This window comes from Specibacter sp. RAF43 (assembly GCF_052114065.1).
Taxonomy (GTDB): domain Bacteria; phylum Actinomycetota; class Actinomycetes; order Actinomycetales; family Micrococcaceae; genus Specibacter.
The window spans coordinates 140,116-159,097 of the sequence record NZ_JBFREA010000004.1; the positions used below are offsets into that span (position 1 = coordinate 140,116).

Here is an 18,982-nt window from a genome sequence, read left to right on the forward strand (position 1 = left end):
CCTAAAACTATGGGATGGGGCTAGGCCTGCATTCGACAGCTACACAGGAACGTTCCGAGGGCTTCCGATCGGAACGTTGCTGCGGCTGCAGAATTCACTGAGTGGGTGTTCACACCACGAGTCTCCTACGTAACAATCCGAACGTGCAAGTAACAAAGGGTCCAAACGTCCACAGTGTGAGATAGGGACGCCGATTGTGATTAAACTAACACCATAACCTTGGTCTCACTTAACGGGCAGATGACGGATTGTGTCGAATTATCCGGCCCAATTGGGCAATATTGGTTCCCTATATTCGGTCCGTTGCGGAATTGAGCAGAATTAGTTCAGCCGGTGAGGAAACCCGCCTATGATGGCCCACGCAAATCGGGCGCCCCGTCCGGGATTATCCCAGAAATTCACGTTAAGTAAACAGATGTTCACCAGGAGGAAGCCGCGCGCCGGGGCCGGCGGCGTGCTTATGGGAGCTGGACGTGCGCCGTCCGCTGCGGGCGCCGGCCGCGGACCTGGTCCCGGAGGCGCACGTGGTTGCGGCGGTTCATCATCAGCAGCGCCGCGGCCCCGGCGCCGATGGCCACGAACGCACCCATTCCCAGCGACCAGCGGGCCCCGAATTCGGTGGCGATCCAGCCCACGAGCGGCGCGCCGATGGGGGTCCCGCCCTGCAGCACCACCATGTAGACGGCCAGCACGCGCCCCCGCATGGCCGCGTCCGTGGTCAGCTGGATGGTGGTGTTGCACGCATTCATGAAGGTCAGCGCGGCCAGGCCCACGGGGACCAGGGCGAGCATGTAGAGCAGGAAGGTGGGCATAACGGCGGCGACGGCCGCGGTCACCCCGAACACCATCGCCCCACCGACGATGTAGGCCATCCGCATGCTCTTGCGGCGGGCGGCCAAGAGCGCCGCGGCCAGCGTGCCGACGGCCATGACGGAGCCCAGCAGCCCGTACTCGCCGGGGCCCAGGTGGAAAACGGTGGTGGCCATGAGGGCGTTGGTGATCTGGAAGTTCAGGCCGAAGGTGCTCACCAGGAACACCAACACCATGGTCATCATCAGGTCCGGACGTTGCCGGATGTACCGGAATCCCTCGCGGATCTGCCCCTTGCCGCGGACAACGTGCACGGCCGGGCGCAGCTCGGCCGTGCGCATCCGCCACAGGGAGATGATCACGCCCAGGAAGCTGGCGGCATTGAGCAGGAACGCGGGGCCGGTTCCCAGGACGGCGATCACCAGCCCGGCCAGGCCGGGGCCGGCCAGGCGGGCCAGATTGAAGGAGGCGCTGTTAAGGGCGACGGCGTTGGGTACGTCCTCCTTCGAGACCACCTCGGAGACAAACGCCTGCCGGGACGGGGCGTCCACGGCGCTGGCCACGCCCAGCAGCAGGGCCAGCAGGTAGACGTGCCAGAGCTGAACCGTGTTGGTGACCACCAGCAGGCCCAACACCAGCGCGCACAGCCCCATGGCCGATTGCGTCAAGAGCAGCAGTTTGCGTTTGTCGACACGGTCCCCAAGCAGCCCGGCGTAGGGGCCAAGGAAGATGATGGGAAGAAACTGCAGGCCGGTGGTGATGCCGGCGGCCGTCCCGGAGTTGTTCGTAAGCACCGTCAGCACGAGCCAGTCCTGGGCCACGCGCTGCATCCACGTGCCGATGTTGGACACCAGCGCTCCGGTCACCCACAGCCGGTAGTTGAACACCTTCAGGGCTCGGAACATGGAACTCAAACGCCGCTCATCTCCCCCAGGATGCGGGCGGCCTCGGCCAGGGTGGCGCGTTCGTCCGGCGTGAGGGCCGCCACGCGCTTGGCCAGCCATTGCGTGCGCTTGGAGCGGGCCCGCGACAGCGCCGTCACGCCGTCGTCCGTGATCTGGACCAGCACCTGGCGCCTATCTCCCGGGTTCTCCTCGCGGGTGACAAAACCCGCGGCATCCAGGCCGTTGACGATGCGGGTCATGGAGGGGGCCTGGACCATTTCGCGTTCAGCCAATTGGCCCACGGTCAGGGAGCCCTTGACGATGGCGGCCAACACCGAATACTGGGCGGGGCTGATTTCCCGCGACGCCGCCTCGGCGCGCAGCCGGCGGGACGTGCGCATGATCGCCACGCGCAAGTCGGCGGCCAGCGGGCCGGGGCCGGCATTGCGCGTGGCCCGCCTGACGGGCGGGGCGGCCGGAGCCGGCGCCGGCGTCTGGCCTGGGGCGTCTTGAACTACGGGCGTTTCAGTCATCATCTGCATCAACCTGGGTCACAAAAGTTACGTATCTGTTGTTACTTAGCATAGGTCATTAGCATTGCTAAGTAAATGTTGATTCGGTCACGCTCGTTACCAAAATGTGACTTATGGGCTACCGTTCGGTAATGTGAAAGCCGTGCCCGCCGAACCGCCCATGGTTCCTTGGCACAGATGGACGGTTCGCCGAGCTCTGCCGCCGCCCATTTCCCGTTCATATCTATGGCAGAGACGGGGGACCCGATTCTTGCGGGCCTCCACTTGGAAGCCCTTGGGGTTAAGCCTGCGCAACGCACGCGAGCGGCACTAGCCGCCCACCGCCGGCGCGCGGCCGGATGCTCTCATCCGAACCCGACAGCTCACCTCGCAGGCGTGGAGAGGCTCTAGCTATGTCTACGCAACATCACAATCACGGGCGCCGTCGCGCCGAAACAACCCCCCGCAAGGAATCCCGCCGCCGCATGCCCAGGACCGGGGGCCCCGCCCGGCGCATGGCGATCGTCGCCGTCGCCGGCGTCCTGCTGGCTGGCGGAGGGTTGGGCCAGGCCGCCGGCAGCAGCGGTCCGGGCGGGCTCCCGTCCGACCTTTTCGCGGCCGGCGCCGGCTCGACGACGGCGGCCGTCTCGGCGCCGTCGGACGCCCCCATCGACTTCGCCCGGGTCCTGGTCAGCTCCAGCACCGAGCTGCGCTCCAATGTGCCGGACGTGGCGGCCGCCGCCGACTCCGTCACGCCGGTGGGTGCCGCCGGCGGGCCCGTCAACGATCCGGCCGGCGCCCAAAAATACGCCGCCACGCAGCTGGCAGCCCACGGCTGGGGCCAGGACCAGATGAGCTGCCTGGTGCAGCTGTGGAACCGCGAATCGGATTGGACCACCACCGCGGAGAATCCGTCCAGCCTGGCGTACGGCATCGCCCAGTCGCTGCCGGCGTCGAAAATGGACAGCGTGGCCGGGGACTGGCGCACCAACTACCAGACCCAAATCAAGTGGGGCCTGACGTACATCGCGGACCGCTACGGCTCCCCGTGCGCCGTCTGGGACCACGAAGTCTCCATCGGCTGGTACTAAGCCGTTCGGCCTGCCGCCCACCATTCGCGAGGCGGGTGACGGTGTCTTAGTCGACGACCCCGTAGAGGCGGTCGCCGGCGTCGCCCAGGCCCGGGACGATGTAGGACTTCTCGTTCAGGCCCTCGTCGATGGAGGCCAGTACCACGTGGATGTTGTCGCGGTCCCCGTGCGCGGCCTCGAGCCGGGCCAGCCCTTCGGGGGCCGCGAGCAGGCAGATGCAGGTGATGTCCGCGGCGCCGCGGGCAAAGAGGAACTTGAACGCCTCAATCAGCGTGCCGCCGGTGGCCAGCATGGGATCCAGGACGTAAACCTGGCGGCCGGTCAGGTCCTCGGGCAGGCGCTCGGCATAGGTGATGGCCTCGAGGGTTTCCTCGTTGCGGGCCATGCCCAGGAAGCCGACCTCGGCGGTCGGCAGCAGGCGGGTCATGCCCTCGAGCATGCCCAGCCCGGCGCGCAGGATCGGGACCACCAGCGGCGTCGGCTTGACCAGCCCGGTGCCGATGGCAAAGGTCACGGGGGTTTCAATCCTGACGGGCTCCACGCGGACCTCGCGGGTGGCCTCATACGCCAACAGGGTGACAAGTTCTTCGGTGAGCTGGCGAAAAATGGGGGACGGAGTGTTCTTGTCCCGCAGAACGGTCAACTTGTGGGCAATCAGCGGATGATCCGCAACCAGTACGCGCATAGATAAAAGCTACCATTGAGCCGTGTCCACCTCCGCGAATTCCCGCCCGCCCGAGACCGCCGCCGCTGCCCTGCACGGCCGGTGGATGGGGCTGGCCCTGGCCGAGGCGCGGCGCGCCCTGACCACCGGGGACGTGCCGATCGGCGCCGTCGTCCTCGGGCCCGACGGCGGCGTGCTGGGTGTGGGTTGCAACGAACGCGAGGCGCGTGGGGACCCCACCGCCCATGCCGAGGTGGTGGCCATCCGGGCGGCCGCGGCGGCGCTGGGCGCGTGGCGCCTTGAGGGGTGCACGCTGGTGGTCTCGCTGGAGCCGTGCGCCATGTGTGCCGGGGCCGCGGTGCTGGCCCGGGTGCCGCGGGTGGTTTTTGGGGCGTGGGATGAGAAGGCCGGCGCGGCGGGCTCGGTGCTGGACGTGCTCCGGGAACGGCGGCTTAACCACTGGGTGGAGGTTTTCCCGGGCGTGCGGGAGGCCGAGTGCGCGGCGCTGCTGAAGGATTTCTTCGGCGCGCAGCGCTAGACCCTAAGCGGCGTTGAGCGCGTCGATGCGCTTTTGCCGTCTCGACGGCGAATCGAGGCTGAAGCTGCGGAAGTCGCCCAGGTCGTCGCGAATGAATGCCTCCACCTCTGAGATCCTCTGGGTTACGGCCGGCGTTGGCGCGTTGAACAGCCAGTGCGCGATGCGTTCCGCGCCGGGATCGTACTGCCACAGGCCGATGATGCGCCCGCGGTCCACGATGGGGTGGTCCGGCAGGTCCGCCTGAAGGGCGAGCCGGGCGCTGAGGAGCTGACGGTCCTGGTCCTCCGGCGCAAAGTGGTCCGCGGCGTTGCGCCGGAGCAAGAAGAGAGAGTCGGTGCCGGCGAGCAGCTGGATTTGTTCCTCGCCGGGTGCGCGGAAGTCCTCCACGGCGGCGGCGTCGGCCGGGCACATCCACAGCCCGTGCGTTTCGACGGCGCCGGCGTCCGCGAGCGCCGTCTTGGTCTGGGCGACGGTGAGGCCGGTGAACCACTGCGTCTGTTTCAGGGTGGCTCCCCCGGTCCAGCCCAGATACCGGTCCATCAGGGCGCCCCGGGCCTGGTCCGGGCCGAGGCTGCTCGGTTCCAGTCCCCACGCGGTGTAGCCGTACCGCTGTTGATCCAGCCGGCCGTTGACCGGCACGCGCCGGATGCGCCCGTCCGCCTGCAGGAGTCCGAGCGCCGTCGGCAAGGTGGTGGCGGCGCCCTTTTTCTTGCCTTCCTCGCCCAGGCTGCGGACGGCGTCGCCCAGCCGGTCCTTGAGCTGCTTGGGATCCAGCGGCCCCTCCCCGGCTGCCGCGGCATCTTCCAGCTGGCGGAGGGTTTGCGATTCCAGCGCCTCCAGTTCCGCGCGGGGCACGCCCAGCTTGTCCAGGATCTTGGCCGTGGCCTCGGCGGCGGCGCGCCCCAGCGACAGCCCCCAGGCAAAGTCGTCGGCGCCCAGCACGTAGGTGCAGCCCCGCGCCGTGGGCAGCTCATGGATCCGCAAGGCGAGGACGTCGGCGTCGGCTTGTTCGCGCCGGATGCCCGCCCGGGCAAAGAGCGTCAGGTACGGGTTGGCGCCGCCCACGGACCGGGCCCAGCCGATCCGGCCGAAGACGCCGGCCGGGTCCTGCCCCGCCAGTGAGCCGTCCAAACCTTGTTTGTGCCAGCTCCACGCACGCCACGTTGCAATGTCCATGACACCATCCTCCACCATGGCGCAACCCCCATTTTTGCGCTGGCGAGCTGACCCGGTAAGGTTGACGCGTTGGTGACGTGTCCGAGCGGCCGAAGGTGCAACACTCGAAATGTTGTTTAGGTGAGAGCCTAACGTGGGTTCAAATCCCACCGTCACCGCCACTGAAAACCCCCGGTTTACCGGGGGTTTTCGTCATTTCAAAAGATCACGTGGTGCATTTATGGTGCAGACTTCGTTGGCACCACCGTCAAGTTCCGCGCCCGGCCCCTCGTGCTGCTTCGGCGCTCCTGTTGTCGCCAAGCTGTGACACCGGACGATGACAGCCCGCGGCCTTGCAGTGCCCAACTCGAAATCCGAGACATCTTGGCGGGGACGCGGCGATCCCACCTGGCTCCCGAAGTGGCCGCGTCACGTTGATATTTTTGGAGCGACCGGTGCCGCTCACAGGCGGGACCGCAGTGATCAGGAACCGGTTTCAGAAGCAGGCTTTACGTCTGCCTGGACTCGCTCAACCCGATGGTAATGGTGGGTCGGTGAGCCCGGACCTTCCCGGCTAAGATCACAAAGAGGTAGTGCGCTCCCGCCCTGCCATGTGAGGAGTAACAACGTGTGTGAACCGTGGTCGTCTGCCGACGGTATTTCAGCCTGCCCCAGAGGCATGCGCATAATTGCCAAGAGCCCGGCGGCCCACGATGGGATCACAATCGCGGGGGAAACGCATTCATGGTGAAGCTCAACCTGAAAGCTGTCGAGGAACGCGTTGCGCCACTCGGGGGCCGTGAATCCTACGATCGAGAGTTCATTTTCAGCCTGCTGCTGGCCTACGGCAAGCCCCAGGGCAACGTGACCAGATTGCGCAATGGTTCGCTCAACGTTGCCCAGGACCAGTCCACTGAAGTGGCACAGAAAAACGTCGTCTACTTCAAGGAGACGACCGGTAATCCTCTCGCCGTCATTGACGAACTGAAGTCTTCGCCGTTGGTCGTCCGGTACAACACCCGCTTCGTGATCGTCACCGACTACACGGAACTGCTGGCCATCGACACGAAGACCGGAGAGAACCTGATGATCCCGATTCGGGACATCAATCAGCACTTCACGTTCTTCCTGCCCTGGGCCGGCATGGAGAAAGCGCAATACGTCTCCGAGGCGCACGCTGACGTCAAAGCCGCCGAGCGGATGGGCAAGCTGTTCGACGAGCTCCTGTCGGCGAACCCCGGGATGCTCGACATGGCGCACGGACGCCACGCGCTCAATGTGTTCTTCACCCGGCTCCTGTTCTGCTTCTTCGCCGAGGACACCGGCATCTTTGAGAAGAGTGGGTACACCAACGCTGTCGGCTCGCATACTCAGCCCGACGGCTCTGACGTCGCTGAGTTCCTCACGGAGGTCTTCAGAGCGCTCGATACTGAAAACGTCGGAGAGAAACCCGTGCACCTGGCACGGTTCCCGTACGTCAACGGCCGACTGTTCACTGTGACATCCGAGCATGTGGTGCCGCGGTTTACGAAAAAAGCTCGTGACCTGCTCATCGAGTTGGGCACGCTGGACTGGAGCGACATCAACCCGGACATTTTCGGCTCGATGTTCCAGGCCATTGTCACCCCGGGCAAGCGTAGCGACCTGGGCCAGCACTACACATCGGTGCCGAACATCCTCAAGACCATCGAGCCGTTGTTCTTAGACGCACTCAAGGAAGAGCTCGATGCGTCTTTCGACTCTGTCAAAAAGCTTGAAGCACTACTCGAGAGAATCAGCACGATCAAGGTCTTCGATCCTGCCTGTGGGTCCGGCAACTTCCTCATCATTGCCTACAAGGAACTGCGACGTCTGGAACACGCGATTCTGGAGCGACTGTTCGAGATCGATCCGAAGCATCAGGTCCTGTACGCCGAGTCAAAGATCAACATTGAACACTTCTATGGACTGGAGATCGACGATTTTGCCGTCGAGGTGGCGATCCTCTCCCTTTGGATCGCCAAGCACCAGATGAACTCCGAGTTCAAGGACAAGTTCAATCTCACCATCCCCCTGATCCCGCTGAAGGAGGCAGGCCAGATCAAGGCGGGCAATGCCGCACGCACCGATTGGAACACGGTCTGCCTGAACGACGGCCAGGCCGAGATCTACCTCATCGGAAACCCACCATACGCCGGGGCGAAGACTCAAACGAAGGATCAGAAGGCGGACTATGACTTCGTGTTCGAACGCCGTCCATACTCGAAGAACCTGGACTACATCGCGCTCTGGTTCATGAAGGGTGCGGACTATATCGAAGGCACGCGAGCCGAGCTCGCGTTTGTCACCACGAACTCGGTGTCTCAGGGCGAACACGTTGGCCTGATGTTCCCAATGATCTTCTCCAAGGGTATCGAGATCGGGTTCGCCTACACGTCCTTCAAGTGGGAGAACAACGCCAAACGCAACGCCGGCGTCACCGTCGCGGTGATCAGCCTGCGAATGACTCGGACCGAGCCGAAGTACATTTATGCAGACGACCTTCAGATTTCGGCGGACAACATCAACGGCTATCTCGCTGATGGACCCAATGTCTTCATGGAACGGCGAAAGAAACCACTCAGTGCTCAGCTACCCGACATGGTTTTCGGCTCGATGCCGCGCGACGGTGGTGGTCTTCTGCTGTCTCCGGATGAGCGCCAAAAGATGATCGACATCGACCCGCGCAGCGATCAATTCATCAAGCGATTCATGGGAACATCCGAAGCGATCAACGATGGAGAACGCTACTGCCTCTGGATTCCAGACGGTTTCGCTGCCACGGCCTCATCCATCGCGCCAATCGCCAGCCGACTAGCCTTCGTGACGGAAGAACGAAGCAAGAGCAAAGCAGCCAGCACGGCCGCGTACGCCTCTCAACCCCACAGATTTGTACAGATTAGTTACAAACCGACGGAATCCATCATTGTCCCTCGACACTCTTCCGAGCGCCGTAAGTACATACCGTTTGGCTATTTGGGTCCCGAGACTGTTGTTGGAGATTCGGCGAACGCAGTGTATGACGCGAAGCCCTGGGTCTTCGCGCTGTTGATGTCACGGCTGCACATGGTATGGACCCGAGCTGTTGGCGGCCAGCTGGAAACTCGAATCCGTTACTCGAATACGATCGTCTACAACAACTTCCCGGTGCCGCCTCTGTCGGAGGCTATGAAGGAGAAGTTGACTGTTACGGCGTTGCGTGTGCTTGACGTACGTGAGTACCACTGCGAGAGCAACTTCGCCGATATGTACGATCCGGACTACATGCCGAAGGACCTGCGGGCGGCGCATACCGACATTGATGCATTGGTGGATTCGATCTACTCCAAGCGTGGCTACGAGACTGATGAACAAAGACTATCGGACCTCTTTGCTCTGTATGAAGAGATGGCTTCGAAATCCGCAAAGGGGAGCAAGAAGAAGTGAACAAGCCGATGAACATCGTCAATGTGACCTACGCTCGCACAAAGGCGTCGGTAAACACCGATGACCTTGGTATGCGCGAGATGCAGCAGCGCGTCTTTGCCAAGCGAGATGCCCAGCACCTTCTGGTCAAGGCACCGCCTGCCTCGGGCAAGTCGCGTGCGCTCATGTTCGTAGCACTCGACAAACTCTATAACCAGGGCCGCAAAAAGGTCATCGTCGCAGTCCCCGAGCGATCCATCGGCGCCTCCTTCTCTTCAACGAAACTCACCGCCAATGGGTTCTTCGCAGACTGGGAGATCAAAGACGAGCACAATCTCTGCGACCCTGGCTCCTCCCAGGGCAAGGTCGGAGCGTTTATCAAGTTCCTTGAAGGCCCTGATGCTGTGCTCGTGTGCACACATGCGACCCTGCGGTTCGCCTTTGAGAAGCTCGCGCCGGAGGCGTTCAACGGCACGGTGTTGGCGATCGATGAGTTCCACCATGTCTCCGCTGATACTGAGGCCAACCGCCTCGGGGCGCTCCTGCGTGACGTCATGAACGGCTCGGACGTGCACATCGTCGCAATGACCGGCTCATACTTCCGCGGCGACTCTGTGCCTGTTCTATCCGCGGAGGACGAGGCGCAGTTCACTCCGGTTACGTTCAACTACTACGACCAGCTCAACGGCTACGAGTACCTGCACTCGCTCGGCATCGGACACCACTTCTATCAAGGCCGCTACACCGATGCAATCGGTGAGGTCTTGCACCTGGACAAGAAGACGATCGTACACATTCCGAACGTCAACTCCGGCGAATCCACCAAAGACAAGATCGAAGAAGTCGGCTTCATCATCGACGCCATCGGCCACGTCGAAGGCACCGACCCAGAGACCGGGATCATCAGCATTCACCACAAGGACACGGGTGAGATTCTTCGGGTGGCTGATCTCGTGGACGACACGGATCAGAAGAAGCGAGCTGACACGCTCCACTATCTCACCAGTGTCGCTTCCAAGGAGCGCGATGCTGTGGACATCATCATCGCACTTGGCATGGCGAAGGAAGGCTTCGACTGGCCCTTTGCCGAGCACGCCCTGACCGTCGGCTACCGTGCCTCGCTGACCGAGGTCATCCAGATCATTGGCCGCGTCACCCGCGACAGCCCAGGCAAGGAGCATGCCCAGTTCACCAATCTGATCGCTGAGCCCGACGCCTCCCAGGGCGAGGTGAAGGTCTCGGTGAACAACATGTTGAAGGCCATCACCGCGTCCTTGCTGATGGAGCAAGTGCTCGCACAGAACTTCACCTTCAAAACAAAGAAGTTCGACGGTGACGACTCGAAGATCCCCGGCCAGCTGAAGATCAAGGGCTTCAAAGAACCCTCGACGGAGCGTGTTAAGCAAATTGTCGAGACGGACCTGAACGACCTGAAAGCGACGATCTTGCAAGACGACACGTTCGCACGCGCAGCAGCGGGCTCGATCGACGCAGAGACCGCCAACAAGGTGCTGATCCCGAAGATCATCCGGGAAAAGTACCCGGACCTCACCGAATCGCAGGTCGAGGAGGTACGGCAGCAGGTCGTCGTGGACTCGGTGGTCAAGAGCGGTGAGGTCCGCGAAGTCGGAGACAAACGGTTCATCAAGATGGCCGAGAAGTTCGTCAACATCGACGAGCTCACCATCAACCTCATCGACTCGGTGAATCCCTTCCAGCGCGCCTTCGAGGTTATGTCCAAATCGGTGACTCCCTCCGTACTCCGGATCATCCAGGACCAGATCACGGCCACCCGCGTCGAGTTCACCGAGGAAGAGGCGCTAGCACTCGTTCCCCGGATCAAGAACTGGATCAAAGTCAACGGTCGGCGACCTGACTCTCGGACAGAGGATCCGGCCGAGAAACGGTACGCAGACGCGCTGCTGTGGCTCCAGCGGGCAAAGCAGAAGCTCGAAGCCCAAAGGCGCGCAACTGAAATGGCGACGGACGAATGAGCGAGAACGACGATATCCTCGATGCGGCACCGACCTCCCTGCAGGATCTCATCGACAACGACCTCGATGGGCTGCTCAACACGCCCGAGAAACCCAAGAAGATCACCTCGTCCGACCGGCTCGAGCGTGCGTTCCTGGAGATCGTAGAGTTCCGCCGGACGCACGAGCGCCTGCCGAGCTCGGCGACGCGGGAGATTGCCGAGCGGAAGCTCGGGGCCCGTCTTGACGGCATCCTCGCCAACGACGAGAAGATCGCGGCGCTCCGACACCTCGACACCGAGTATGAACTGCTGGCTGTAGAGGCAGTTCCCGAGTCGCTCGACGAGCTTCTCGAGAGCGATGACCTGGACGATCTACTGGGCGACGAGAGCGGCATCCTCGACGTTTCTGATCTGCCCGTGATCAAGCGTCCTGAGTCTCCGGACTCGGTCGCTCAGCGGGTGAAGGCCGAGGACTTCGACTTGTTCGAGCCGTTGTTCAAGGCGAAGCACGCCGAGCTGACCGAGGGCACGTACAAGCTGATGCCCTTCACTGGTCTGGATCTGATCCGCGAGGGTGCGTTCTTCGTCCTCAGTGGCGTCATGTGCTTCGTCGCCGAAGTAGGTGGAGACGTAGACCTCGTCGTCGGCGGCAAGCCGAGGCAGAAACAACGCCTGCGGGTGGTATTCGAGAACGGCACCGAGTCGAGGATGTACAAGCAGAGCTTGATGACCCGCATGTACGAGGCGCAGGGCCAGGTCCTGGCACGGACGGGTCACGATGCCACCGAAATCCTCGACGCCGACGTGGAGAGCGGTCACATCTACGTGCTCGAGTCCTTGAGCACTGATCAGCAGATCTCCAGCATCAAGGACCTCCACAAGATCGGCTTCTCCACCACCAGCGTCGAGACCCGCATCAAAAACGCGGCGAATTCACCGACCTACCTGATGGCACCCGTAAAGGTGCTGGCGGACTACCGTCTCTACAACGTGCGTGCGTCGTGGCTGGAGCACCTCTTGCACCGCGTGTTTGCCGAGGTGCGTCTGGACCTGACGCAGGTCGACCGGAAGGGGCGCGATTACGACCCCTCGGAGTGGTTCGTGGTGCCGCTGGAGACCATCAACAAGGGCGTCGCAATGATCATGTCCGGCGAGATCACCGACTACGTCTACGACAAGGCGCTGCAGCGATTGGTCGCGCGTGGTTGAGCAGGAAGATCAGTGGATCGCTGACCCGGCCGGCGTCTACTTCCGCGATCGGTTCAAGGTAGACCGTCAGGTACTCGAGGACTGGGGTGCGTTCGACATCTCTGTCGTCTCGGAATTCCCGGTCTTCATCGATGGCTTCCCAGGACGCCGAAGACGATGAGCCACTGCTGGAGCTTCTATTCCTCGAGGCGGGCGGTGGTCCAATGGGAAGTTCGATCTTGCATGTTGATGTAGCAGGCCTCAGCGCTTTCCACTCCAGCCTCGGCGCGATAATCAAAAAATTATCGTAGCTGTGTGAGCCCGGTGACGGGCTGCCGTATGTTTCACAAGGGCGCCGGCACGAAAAGAAAAGCCCGGAATGTCGAAGCATTCCGAGCCTTTCTCACGCCCTAGATCAGGGCAACCTAAACATTAAACCGGAACTCCACCACGTTCCGTAGCCGAATAACCTCAAGGTACGGCTTCCCGAACTACGCCGTCGTGGACCTGTGGATCTGTTTCGATTGCGATGCCGAAGGCCACGAGATTAGCTCGGGGGACGAAGTACCGCCGGCAAAGCTAGAACTCACCGCATCGCCACACGTAGAAACGTCATGAGACCAGATCCTCATCGTCAGACGCCCCTGACGGGTTGTCGGCGTCGTTCATCCAGGCGAAGGCTGCAGTTACTGCACCCTCGTCAGTCCTGAGGATGCGCAGTCCCGTGCGTGCGAGCGAGTAGAACTGATCGACCCAGGCTGTAGCCAATTCGACGTTGCCACCCATGCTCAGCGACAGGCTGGGAATGAGGTGAATTCCGTGGAGAACATTCAAACAGGGCTCCATCGCGTGCGTTTCAACTGACCACCACTCCGAGTGCGCTACCCCACTAGAGAGCGAGTATGCCTGCCGATAGAAGTCCAGCAGGCCAGCTTCGTCAGCCATCGCACGGATTGACTTGCCGTCAGCGAAGGTGTCTCGAGTATCGACTGTCCGGTGATCAATCACGTCGTGGTTATGGCTGAGACGCTGGAGTTCGTCAATGCTTTCGCGAAAGCCCGCGGTTCGCGCTTCGGCGGGCAACTCATCTGAGATGCGTGCATAGAGTTTCGCCTTGCCGGCTCCGTATTGCTGGAACTGCCTATAAATGGCTGGGTCCTGCTGCGCCATCCAGTGGAGGTAGATCTTCGTCTCCACCAACATGCGCCCGATGTGTGCGCCATGCTCCAGGCACCACAGGTCGGGAGCACCCAACACCGCCATGAGGTCACGCCCCGCGCGGGCCACAAGCCCGGAAATAACCTCCTGACGTTCGTTCGCGTATAGGTTAGCTGGGGCGGTCTCCAGCGCCTCGACGAAGCTGCTCAGCACGTCCATCGTGAACCGGCGCAGGTTCTCACCGCCCTCGGGCACGGGAGTCGGCTCGGCTTCATCGGGGCGGACGGTCGATGCAACTTGCCCGTCCGGTTCGCCGTCAGCCGGTTCCGTGGGGCCGCCGTCGGGGCCTTCGACGTCCTGCTTCCGAATACACCTGGATGTCATCGAGTTCGCTCCCCAGAACACGCGTGCCCACTTGATCGCGTCATCGAAGCGATTTGGATCATCGACCTGCACCATCGCCTTGTGTGCGCCCCACATCGCTCGCACCGACGAGTCAGCCGCCGCACGCTTGGCCAGGTCACCCGGGTAGTCCTTCAGCAGGTCGATCGTGGGGCCACTCGACCTGAACGTCCCCGCCTGGACGGTGCTCCAGGTGCGGAAGCATTTCATCAGTGCCTCACGATGGCCGTCCCGCAAGACAGATAGCAACGCATCCCGGATCAGTTCCAAGTCCGGCCGCTTCGGTGGTGTGACCTCGATGTCGCCGACAAGCCAGGGGGTCGGCAGATACGGGTACGACGCCAGCGCGCTACGGACGCCGTCAGAAAGCAGGCCATGTCGGCCGGCCTCGTCGACGACGATCACAGATGCGTCAGGGAACTTCGCCGCCAGAGCAGCCAGGTGTGAGAGTCGTCCGTCCAACGCCTCTGCGACCCAGGCGACCTCTCCGTGGTGCGCGAGCCTTTCCTGCACAGCTTTCTGCCACTTCACGAACTGCCGGAAGCTGTCTTCGCCCTGCTCGGCCAGTACGAGTGCGGGCCAGAGGAGGTCCGGGAAGTCGTCCTTGATCCAGTTCTCCAGAACCAACACGCCGGTCGCTGCGAGCGGGGACTTGAACACGCGGCCCTTTCGCACATGGCCAGCCATAGGTCCCGAGTGTTGGTTCGGCTTCCGGAGGTTCATGTCAGAAATCTACCTCGTTGATCCGACATAGCCGACTGGCTTCGCAACCGCGTCGATGAGTCGATAGACCGCTGCCCGCCCCGAACTCAACGAGCCCCCGGGCCGGTGGGTGCAGATTGGCCCGAGCAGCCGAGCAGTCAAATTCGCAGCGACGAACGCGGCGATTTCACGGCGCTGCTGGCTGAAGAGCGCTTCAAAGCATTGGTCAAGGAATCTGCAGCCAACCCTGGCGTCACCGTACCGGGTGAACCCGGACGGCGGGGGTTCGATTCGTCTGCGTTAAAGGTCAACGACTCGATTTTTTGTGGCCATGATCTCCGTCGGCAAGCTAGTGTTGAGGCTGCTACATGCCCGGGGCGTCAGGCTGATCGGGGCCGGATCCGGCACGCGATTCGATGCCGGAAGGTCCGCCCGATGTAGGAATGACTGACTATCTCCGCCGACGACAAGGAGTGCTAGCTAGCTGGCGCTGGCCGGTGAGGCCTGGACTTCGTCGGATCCGTTCACCATAGACCCGCGCCGCTTATGAAATCGGCACCCCGAATCACCTCGGCAAGCTTCCGCCAGGCCCTCTCGGCCGAATTTTTGGACTATCGCTCCCCCAACGGGGTTCCTGGAGGAGCTAGTGTCGGTACTATGCAATTCGTGGTCTTCTATGCAACCAAGGATCCATTGCGTCTGCGCGAGGTCTACCCGCGCCATCATGCCTACGTAGAATAATTCGCTCAGAACGGTGGCCTGCTGGCCATCGGGACCTTCGACGATCCTGTGGCCAACGGCTCCATGGCAGTTTTCGATAGCAAGCACAGGGCTGAGGAGTTCCTCGCGCACGACCCCTTCGTCACCGAGTGCGTCGTCAGCCCGAGCGACGTCCGAGAATGGAACGTGCAGGATTTCCGGTGAGAGCTCCCAGAAGCCGGGCTGAACCCGCCCACGGACATACTGAAACAGCCGTTGAAGCGAGACCATCGCCCAAAAGCCGGTCTTCAAACCGAACATCAAAACCCCCAAACGGAGCTATAATGAGGCCGCCATTCTGGACTAGCAATCACAGGTTTAGGATGGCCGGAAGTTCAGTCGCGGGCTTCCCAGAGTGAAGAGATCGAAGAATGGCGGAGGCGATAATGACTGAACAGCGCATTGCGGTCCTTTTGGGAGCGGGGGCTTCTGTCGATGCGGGGTTACCCATGTCCACCGAACTCACTAAGCTCCTCGTCGAAAATCTTGGCGAGCAGCTGGGGGGCGCGCATGACCGGTCCGTCCTCGATGCGCTGCATTTCGTTTGCAGCGCAATGATCGGTCACCGTGGTTCAGCTGGGGAGTCTCCCTATGCGGGCATTAATGTAGAAAAGATGTTCTCAGCAGTCCGACTTCTCAGCACACGGGCTGAACACGAAGCGGCACCATTCGTTTCGACTTGGCTTCCCGGCGTAGAAAGTGTTGACGCCCATCCCGTGGAGCCTCTGGACCGCGAGATCATTGAGTCGATCAGTTCCGCACTGAGTGGAGTACACGGATCCAGAACCAACCTGACGCACCTGATTTCAAACATCGCGCGGTCTACTGTCCGTCCAGGTGACGGATCCGTGTACTTGAAATTGGAAAACAAACTCCTCCCGGCAGCATGCAACGCCCTGTCACAACATCGAGACGTAACCTATCTCAAACCACTCGCCGATCTTGCCAGGAAGCAGAAGGACGGCCTTGATATCGCCACATTGAACTATGACTTGACCCTAGAGACAATGTGCGCCACAGCCGGAGTGACAGTCGAAACGGGAATGGACAAATGGATACCCGGACACCCCATAGTCTTCGACGAGAAAACCAAGCACATCAGACTCTTCAAATTGCACGGGTCCATCGACTGGTCCTACAGACTGACCTCGCCAGACCCCACAAAATCCGAAAGACTCATCCGGACACAAGCAGTCGCCAAGACAGAACCCTCAAACAATTACTCTCCCGCAATCGTCATCGGCGACAGGGAAAAACTCGGGGGCGATGGCCCGACCCTTGCCTTGATGCGGGAGTTTGAGCACCGGATCGAAAGAGCGGCGCGCTTGGTGGTGGTCGGATATTCGTTCGCAGATAACCATGTCAATGCCGTCATTCGCAACTGGATCAACACCGGGACGAAACGCTCGCTGACAGTGCTCGATCCGTCCTGGCCGAGGTCTCCGGCAGGCTTCCAAGCAGACTTAGTAAATGGCCTGATCAATTCATATGGGCAGGGGTCCAAGTTACTTCCGCCCAGAATGAACGTGATCAGAAAGAAGGCCGCCCTTGGGCTGGACGAGGCACTGGCTCAAGGCCCAGAATCCGGCCCGGACACCGAGTTGTGGCTCCACATGGCAGAGCCGGGCGCGGACCCCCTGGTACTTCAGGTTCGAAATACTGGTCCTGATGTCGAGAATGTACGGATCTATGCCGGGGATTCAAGCGATGACAGCCGGACTATCCGGGGTCTAGTACGGAGGGGCTCTGGCGGCGAGTCACAACAGGTTCTTAACCTTGGAGATCTACCGCGGCGAGGAGTGCTGGAAGTAGAGCTCTCCCTACGCCGGCCCCCGGAACCTGGCCCAGAGAATATTACGTTGTCGTGTGAAACAAGCACGGGCTTAAGGCACCACATATACGATGTCCGCCTTCAAAACGGTCAAGTAACGCTTCGTTCCTGACGCCGTCATTGAGCGTAGTCATAGGCTTTGGGACCTCGTCAATGGCGTCCAGAATCTGGTCGTAGGCGTAGGCGTCGGCGTCGACGAGTTCTTCGTCGAAGGTGTGGCCAACTTAGGCGAACGATCCACAACGCACTACCTCCGAGATCACCGAGCCCTTCAAGGCCGCGAGGAGCACGGTTGTTAGCCGAATCACCCACCGCAGGGCCAGCAACCAAATCAGGAGACTCCCAGTTGGCAAAGAAACGATATCGGCCCCAGAGTTTGGCGGCCGAAGTTTTCATTCCTCCCTGGTTGATGGGAGGCGACTCTGAGCAGCTCAGAGAGCATTGTCACTGGGAGCTAAAAGCAATCGATCCGGAGCACGGGCGGTGGAGCATCAGATCAGCTGAAAGCGTCCATGGTGAAAACCCACGACTCTTTACTCTCACCAAACTTGCCGATAAGACTAACGCGCACAAAAAGGGGCCGTACTCGCGTCTGCATCGGCTTAAGCCCTATGAGCACTTTCACGGCCAAGGATGGGACGTGGCCCTCAAGGTGCACGACCGGCTCGCGGCTGAATACCCCGATCAGGTATCAGCACTGCTGGCTAGCATCACCCTGCTAACGACCGCGCCGCCCTCCGCAGCGAAGCTGATCGACGTTGTCAGCAACGCAACGGGCGGGCTCCTCCCCCATCTGGCGTCGGCTTCCGTCCATTTGATTGAAGTGGATCCCGCCCTGTCCCACAGATACGCAATTTTCCAGGCGCTTCTTCAATCTGAAGGTGCTCCACCGGCGCTGACCGAAGACGGGACGGTCTTCGGGTCTGCCAGCGGCCTGCTGCACGAAACCGTAGTCGGCTTTGACTCCTATTTCTCTTGCCTGGCCACCAGCCTTTCACCCGACATCTGGGCCGTTCCGGCAGGCCGCGTGGGAGGCCTGGTCCTCTACGTGTTTGGCGTCCTGGTTCAAGGCCAGAAATCTCACCCGCTGGATCCCATCCGGCTCTTGTCCCCGGGCCATGGAGGCAGTACCTCACTCCCAGCCATCGAGATACCCCCTGGCGCGTATTCGGCTGCCGTCAAGTGGTGGACCGGCCAGCTGAATCGAGTCTTCTCGTACATAACCGAACCGGCCAACTACATCATTTCCGGGCGATTCAGCCCCCAAATGGCCTTCGAAAAGGTACTCACATTGGAACAGCTCTTCCGCAACTGCCAGTCGATAGCAACCAACACCAGGGACCAACATGCTCGCCGCATCGTAATGTTCAATTCTCTCGACAGCTTGCCTGGCCTCATCGCGGGCATGAAATGGGAAGTCGCAGCCAGCCCCGCTAGGTCTGAAGCCACACTCGCACGTCTGGAAGAAGCGATTCCAGACGAGATCAAACCAATCCTCATCCCCCGAGCTCGTGCCGCAATAGCGGCCCTTCGGAGTCTGGAAGACGGCTTCTTCCAGAAAAACATGGTGACCAATGGCACCATCCAACTACCGAACAAAAACGGACTGGACACATGCGTACCCCTGGAAAATGCGGCAACAGAATGGCTCCGCGTCATCCGAAACAGCCAACACGACTTCGACAAAGAACAGACTCCCCGAGATCGTGTGCTCCTGACCGCCCATGACGGTCATATACCAGCCGCCATCGCGGATCTGGCATGGCTTCATTTGCTCAACATCATGACGTTTCCCGAAAGACTCTTCCGAGGACCGCGTCCTCATCACCAAGCTGCCACTCCTCATCCGAAGGACTGACACCAAGTTTCAGAGCAGTCTGGGAACGTTGC

13 protein-coding genes, 1 tRNA gene and 1 riboswitch are annotated in these 18,982 nt (G+C 61.4%); of the genes, 9 read left to right on the forward strand and 5 right to left on the reverse strand.

Annotation, left to right across the window (positions count from 1 at the left end):
- Positions 1-458: 458 nt before the first annotated feature.
- Both AB4Y80_RS03840 and AB4Y80_RS03845 read right to left on the reverse strand, forming a co-directional pair.
- Positions 459-1,715 (reverse strand): MFS transporter, encoded by a 1,257-nt coding sequence (locus tag AB4Y80_RS03840; RefSeq protein ID WP_442212114.1) that lies wholly within the window; start codon positions 1,713-1,715, stop codon positions 459-461.
- 5 nt (positions 1,716-1,720) lie between these two features.
- A complete protein-coding gene (locus AB4Y80_RS03845) occupies positions 1,721-2,227 on the reverse strand; it encodes a MarR family winged helix-turn-helix transcriptional regulator (protein ID WP_442212007.1) in 507 nt (168 codons plus the stop codon).
- A gap of 193 nt (positions 2,228-2,420) precedes the next feature.
- A riboswitch (cyclic di-AMP (ydaO/yuaA leader) is annotated at positions 2,421-2,615 on the forward strand.
- A 4-nt stretch (positions 2,616-2,619) separates the two neighbouring features.
- Here AB4Y80_RS03845 and AB4Y80_RS03850 point away from each other — a divergent pair.
- Positions 2,620-3,297, forward strand: a complete 678-nt coding sequence (locus AB4Y80_RS03850) for a transglycosylase (RefSeq protein WP_442212008.1) — start codon at positions 2,620-2,622, stop codon at positions 3,295-3,297.
- A 46-nt stretch (positions 3,298-3,343) separates the two neighbouring features.
- On the opposite strand, the gene upp is transcribed toward AB4Y80_RS03850, so the two are convergent.
- Positions 3,344-3,982: a uracil phosphoribosyltransferase gene (gene upp, locus AB4Y80_RS03855; RefSeq protein ID WP_442212009.1), complete on the reverse strand. Its 639-nt coding sequence runs from the start codon at positions 3,980-3,982 to the stop codon at positions 3,344-3,346.
- An 85-nt stretch (positions 3,983-4,067) separates the two neighbouring features.
- Here upp and AB4Y80_RS03860 point away from each other — a divergent pair, with 85 nt between their 5' ends.
- A complete protein-coding gene (locus AB4Y80_RS03860) occupies positions 4,068-4,499 on the forward strand; it encodes a nucleoside deaminase (protein ID WP_442212115.1) in 432 nt (143 codons plus the stop codon).
- Between the two features lie 3 nt (positions 4,500-4,502).
- On the opposite strand, the gene AB4Y80_RS03865 is transcribed toward AB4Y80_RS03860, so the two are convergent.
- Positions 4,503-5,675, reverse strand: a complete 1,173-nt coding sequence (locus tag AB4Y80_RS03865) for a DNA glycosylase AlkZ-like family protein (protein WP_442212010.1) — start codon at positions 5,673-5,675, stop codon at positions 4,503-4,505.
- 71 nt (positions 5,676-5,746) lie between these two features.
- Here AB4Y80_RS03865 and AB4Y80_RS03870 point away from each other — a divergent pair.
- From AB4Y80_RS03870 to AB4Y80_RS03890, 5 genes are all read left to right on the forward strand, one after another.
- Positions 5,747-5,836: transfer RNA gene (locus tag AB4Y80_RS03870), tRNA-Ser, on the forward strand.
- 562 nt (positions 5,837-6,398) lie between these two features.
- Positions 6,399-9,098 carry a DNA methyltransferase gene (locus AB4Y80_RS03875; RefSeq protein ID WP_442212011.1) on the forward strand — a complete coding sequence of 900 codons (2,700 nt, stop codon included), beginning with the start codon at positions 6,399-6,401 and terminating at the stop codon, positions 9,096-9,098.
- The gene (locus tag AB4Y80_RS03880; protein WP_442212012.1) at positions 9,095-11,071 is read left to right on the forward strand and encodes a DEAD/DEAH box helicase; all 1,977 of its coding nucleotides are present in this window, start codon (positions 9,095-9,097) and stop codon (positions 11,069-11,071) included. The genes AB4Y80_RS03875 and AB4Y80_RS03880 overlap by 4 nt, the downstream gene beginning before the upstream one ends.
- Positions 11,068-12,261: a GIY-YIG nuclease family protein gene (locus tag AB4Y80_RS03885; protein WP_442212013.1), complete on the forward strand. Its 1,194-nt coding sequence runs from the start codon at positions 11,068-11,070 to the stop codon at positions 12,259-12,261. Before AB4Y80_RS03880 ends, AB4Y80_RS03885 begins: the two co-directional genes overlap by 4 nt.
- Positions 12,254-12,421: a hypothetical protein gene (locus tag AB4Y80_RS03890; protein WP_442212014.1), complete on the forward strand. Its 168-nt coding sequence runs from the start codon at positions 12,254-12,256 to the stop codon at positions 12,419-12,421. Before AB4Y80_RS03885 ends, AB4Y80_RS03890 begins: the two co-directional genes overlap by 8 nt.
- 431 nt (positions 12,422-12,852) lie before the next feature.
- Here the strand turns inward: AB4Y80_RS03890 and AB4Y80_RS03895 are convergent, their stop codons facing one another.
- Positions 12,853-14,460, reverse strand: coding sequence for a DUF5677 domain-containing protein (locus AB4Y80_RS03895; RefSeq protein ID WP_442212015.1), 1,608 nt, complete (start codon positions 14,458-14,460; stop codon positions 12,853-12,855).
- 1,187 nt (positions 14,461-15,647) lie between these two features.
- Here AB4Y80_RS03895 and AB4Y80_RS03900 point away from each other — a divergent pair.
- A complete protein-coding gene (locus AB4Y80_RS03900; RefSeq protein ID WP_442212016.1) occupies positions 15,648-17,204 on the forward strand; it encodes an SIR2 family protein in 1,557 nt (518 codons plus the stop codon).
- Between the two features lie 528 nt (positions 17,205-17,732).
- On the forward strand, positions 17,733-18,950 hold the full coding sequence (locus AB4Y80_RS03905; protein ID WP_442212017.1) for a hypothetical protein: 1,218 nt from the start codon (positions 17,733-17,735) through the stop codon (positions 18,948-18,950).
- The last annotated feature ends 32 nt before the right edge of the window (positions 18,951-18,982 follow it).

Excerpts from the sequence above, each read along its gene's own strand:
- upp (WP_442212009.1), bottom strand. The coding sequence starts at position 3,982 with ATGCGCGTACTGGTTGCGGATCATCCGCTGATTGCCCACAAGTTGACC.
- AB4Y80_RS03845 (WP_442212007.1), bottom strand. The coding sequence starts at position 2,227 with ATGACTGAAACGCCCGTAGTTCAAGACGCCCCAGGCCAGACGCCGGCG.
- AB4Y80_RS03865 (WP_442212010.1), bottom strand. The coding sequence starts at position 5,675 with ATGGACATTGCAACGTGGCGTGCGTGGAGCTGGCACAAACAAGGTTTG.
- AB4Y80_RS03850 (WP_442212008.1), top strand. The coding sequence starts at position 2,620 with ATGTCTACGCAACATCACAATCACGGGCGCCGTCGCGCCGAAACAACC.
- AB4Y80_RS03840 (WP_442212114.1), bottom strand. The coding sequence starts at position 1,715 with ATGTTCCGAGCCCTGAAGGTGTTCAACTACCGGCTGTGGGTGACCGGA.
- AB4Y80_RS03875 (WP_442212011.1), top strand. The coding sequence starts at position 6,399 with ATGGTGAAGCTCAACCTGAAAGCTGTCGAGGAACGCGTTGCGCCACTC.
- AB4Y80_RS03885 (WP_442212013.1), top strand. The coding sequence starts at position 11,068 with ATGAGCGAGAACGACGATATCCTCGATGCGGCACCGACCTCCCTGCAG.
- AB4Y80_RS03860 (WP_442212115.1), top strand. The coding sequence starts at position 4,068 with ATGGGGCTGGCCCTGGCCGAGGCGCGGCGCGCCCTGACCACCGGGGAC.
- AB4Y80_RS03900 (WP_442212016.1), top strand. The coding sequence starts at position 15,648 with ATGACTGAACAGCGCATTGCGGTCCTTTTGGGAGCGGGGGCTTCTGTC.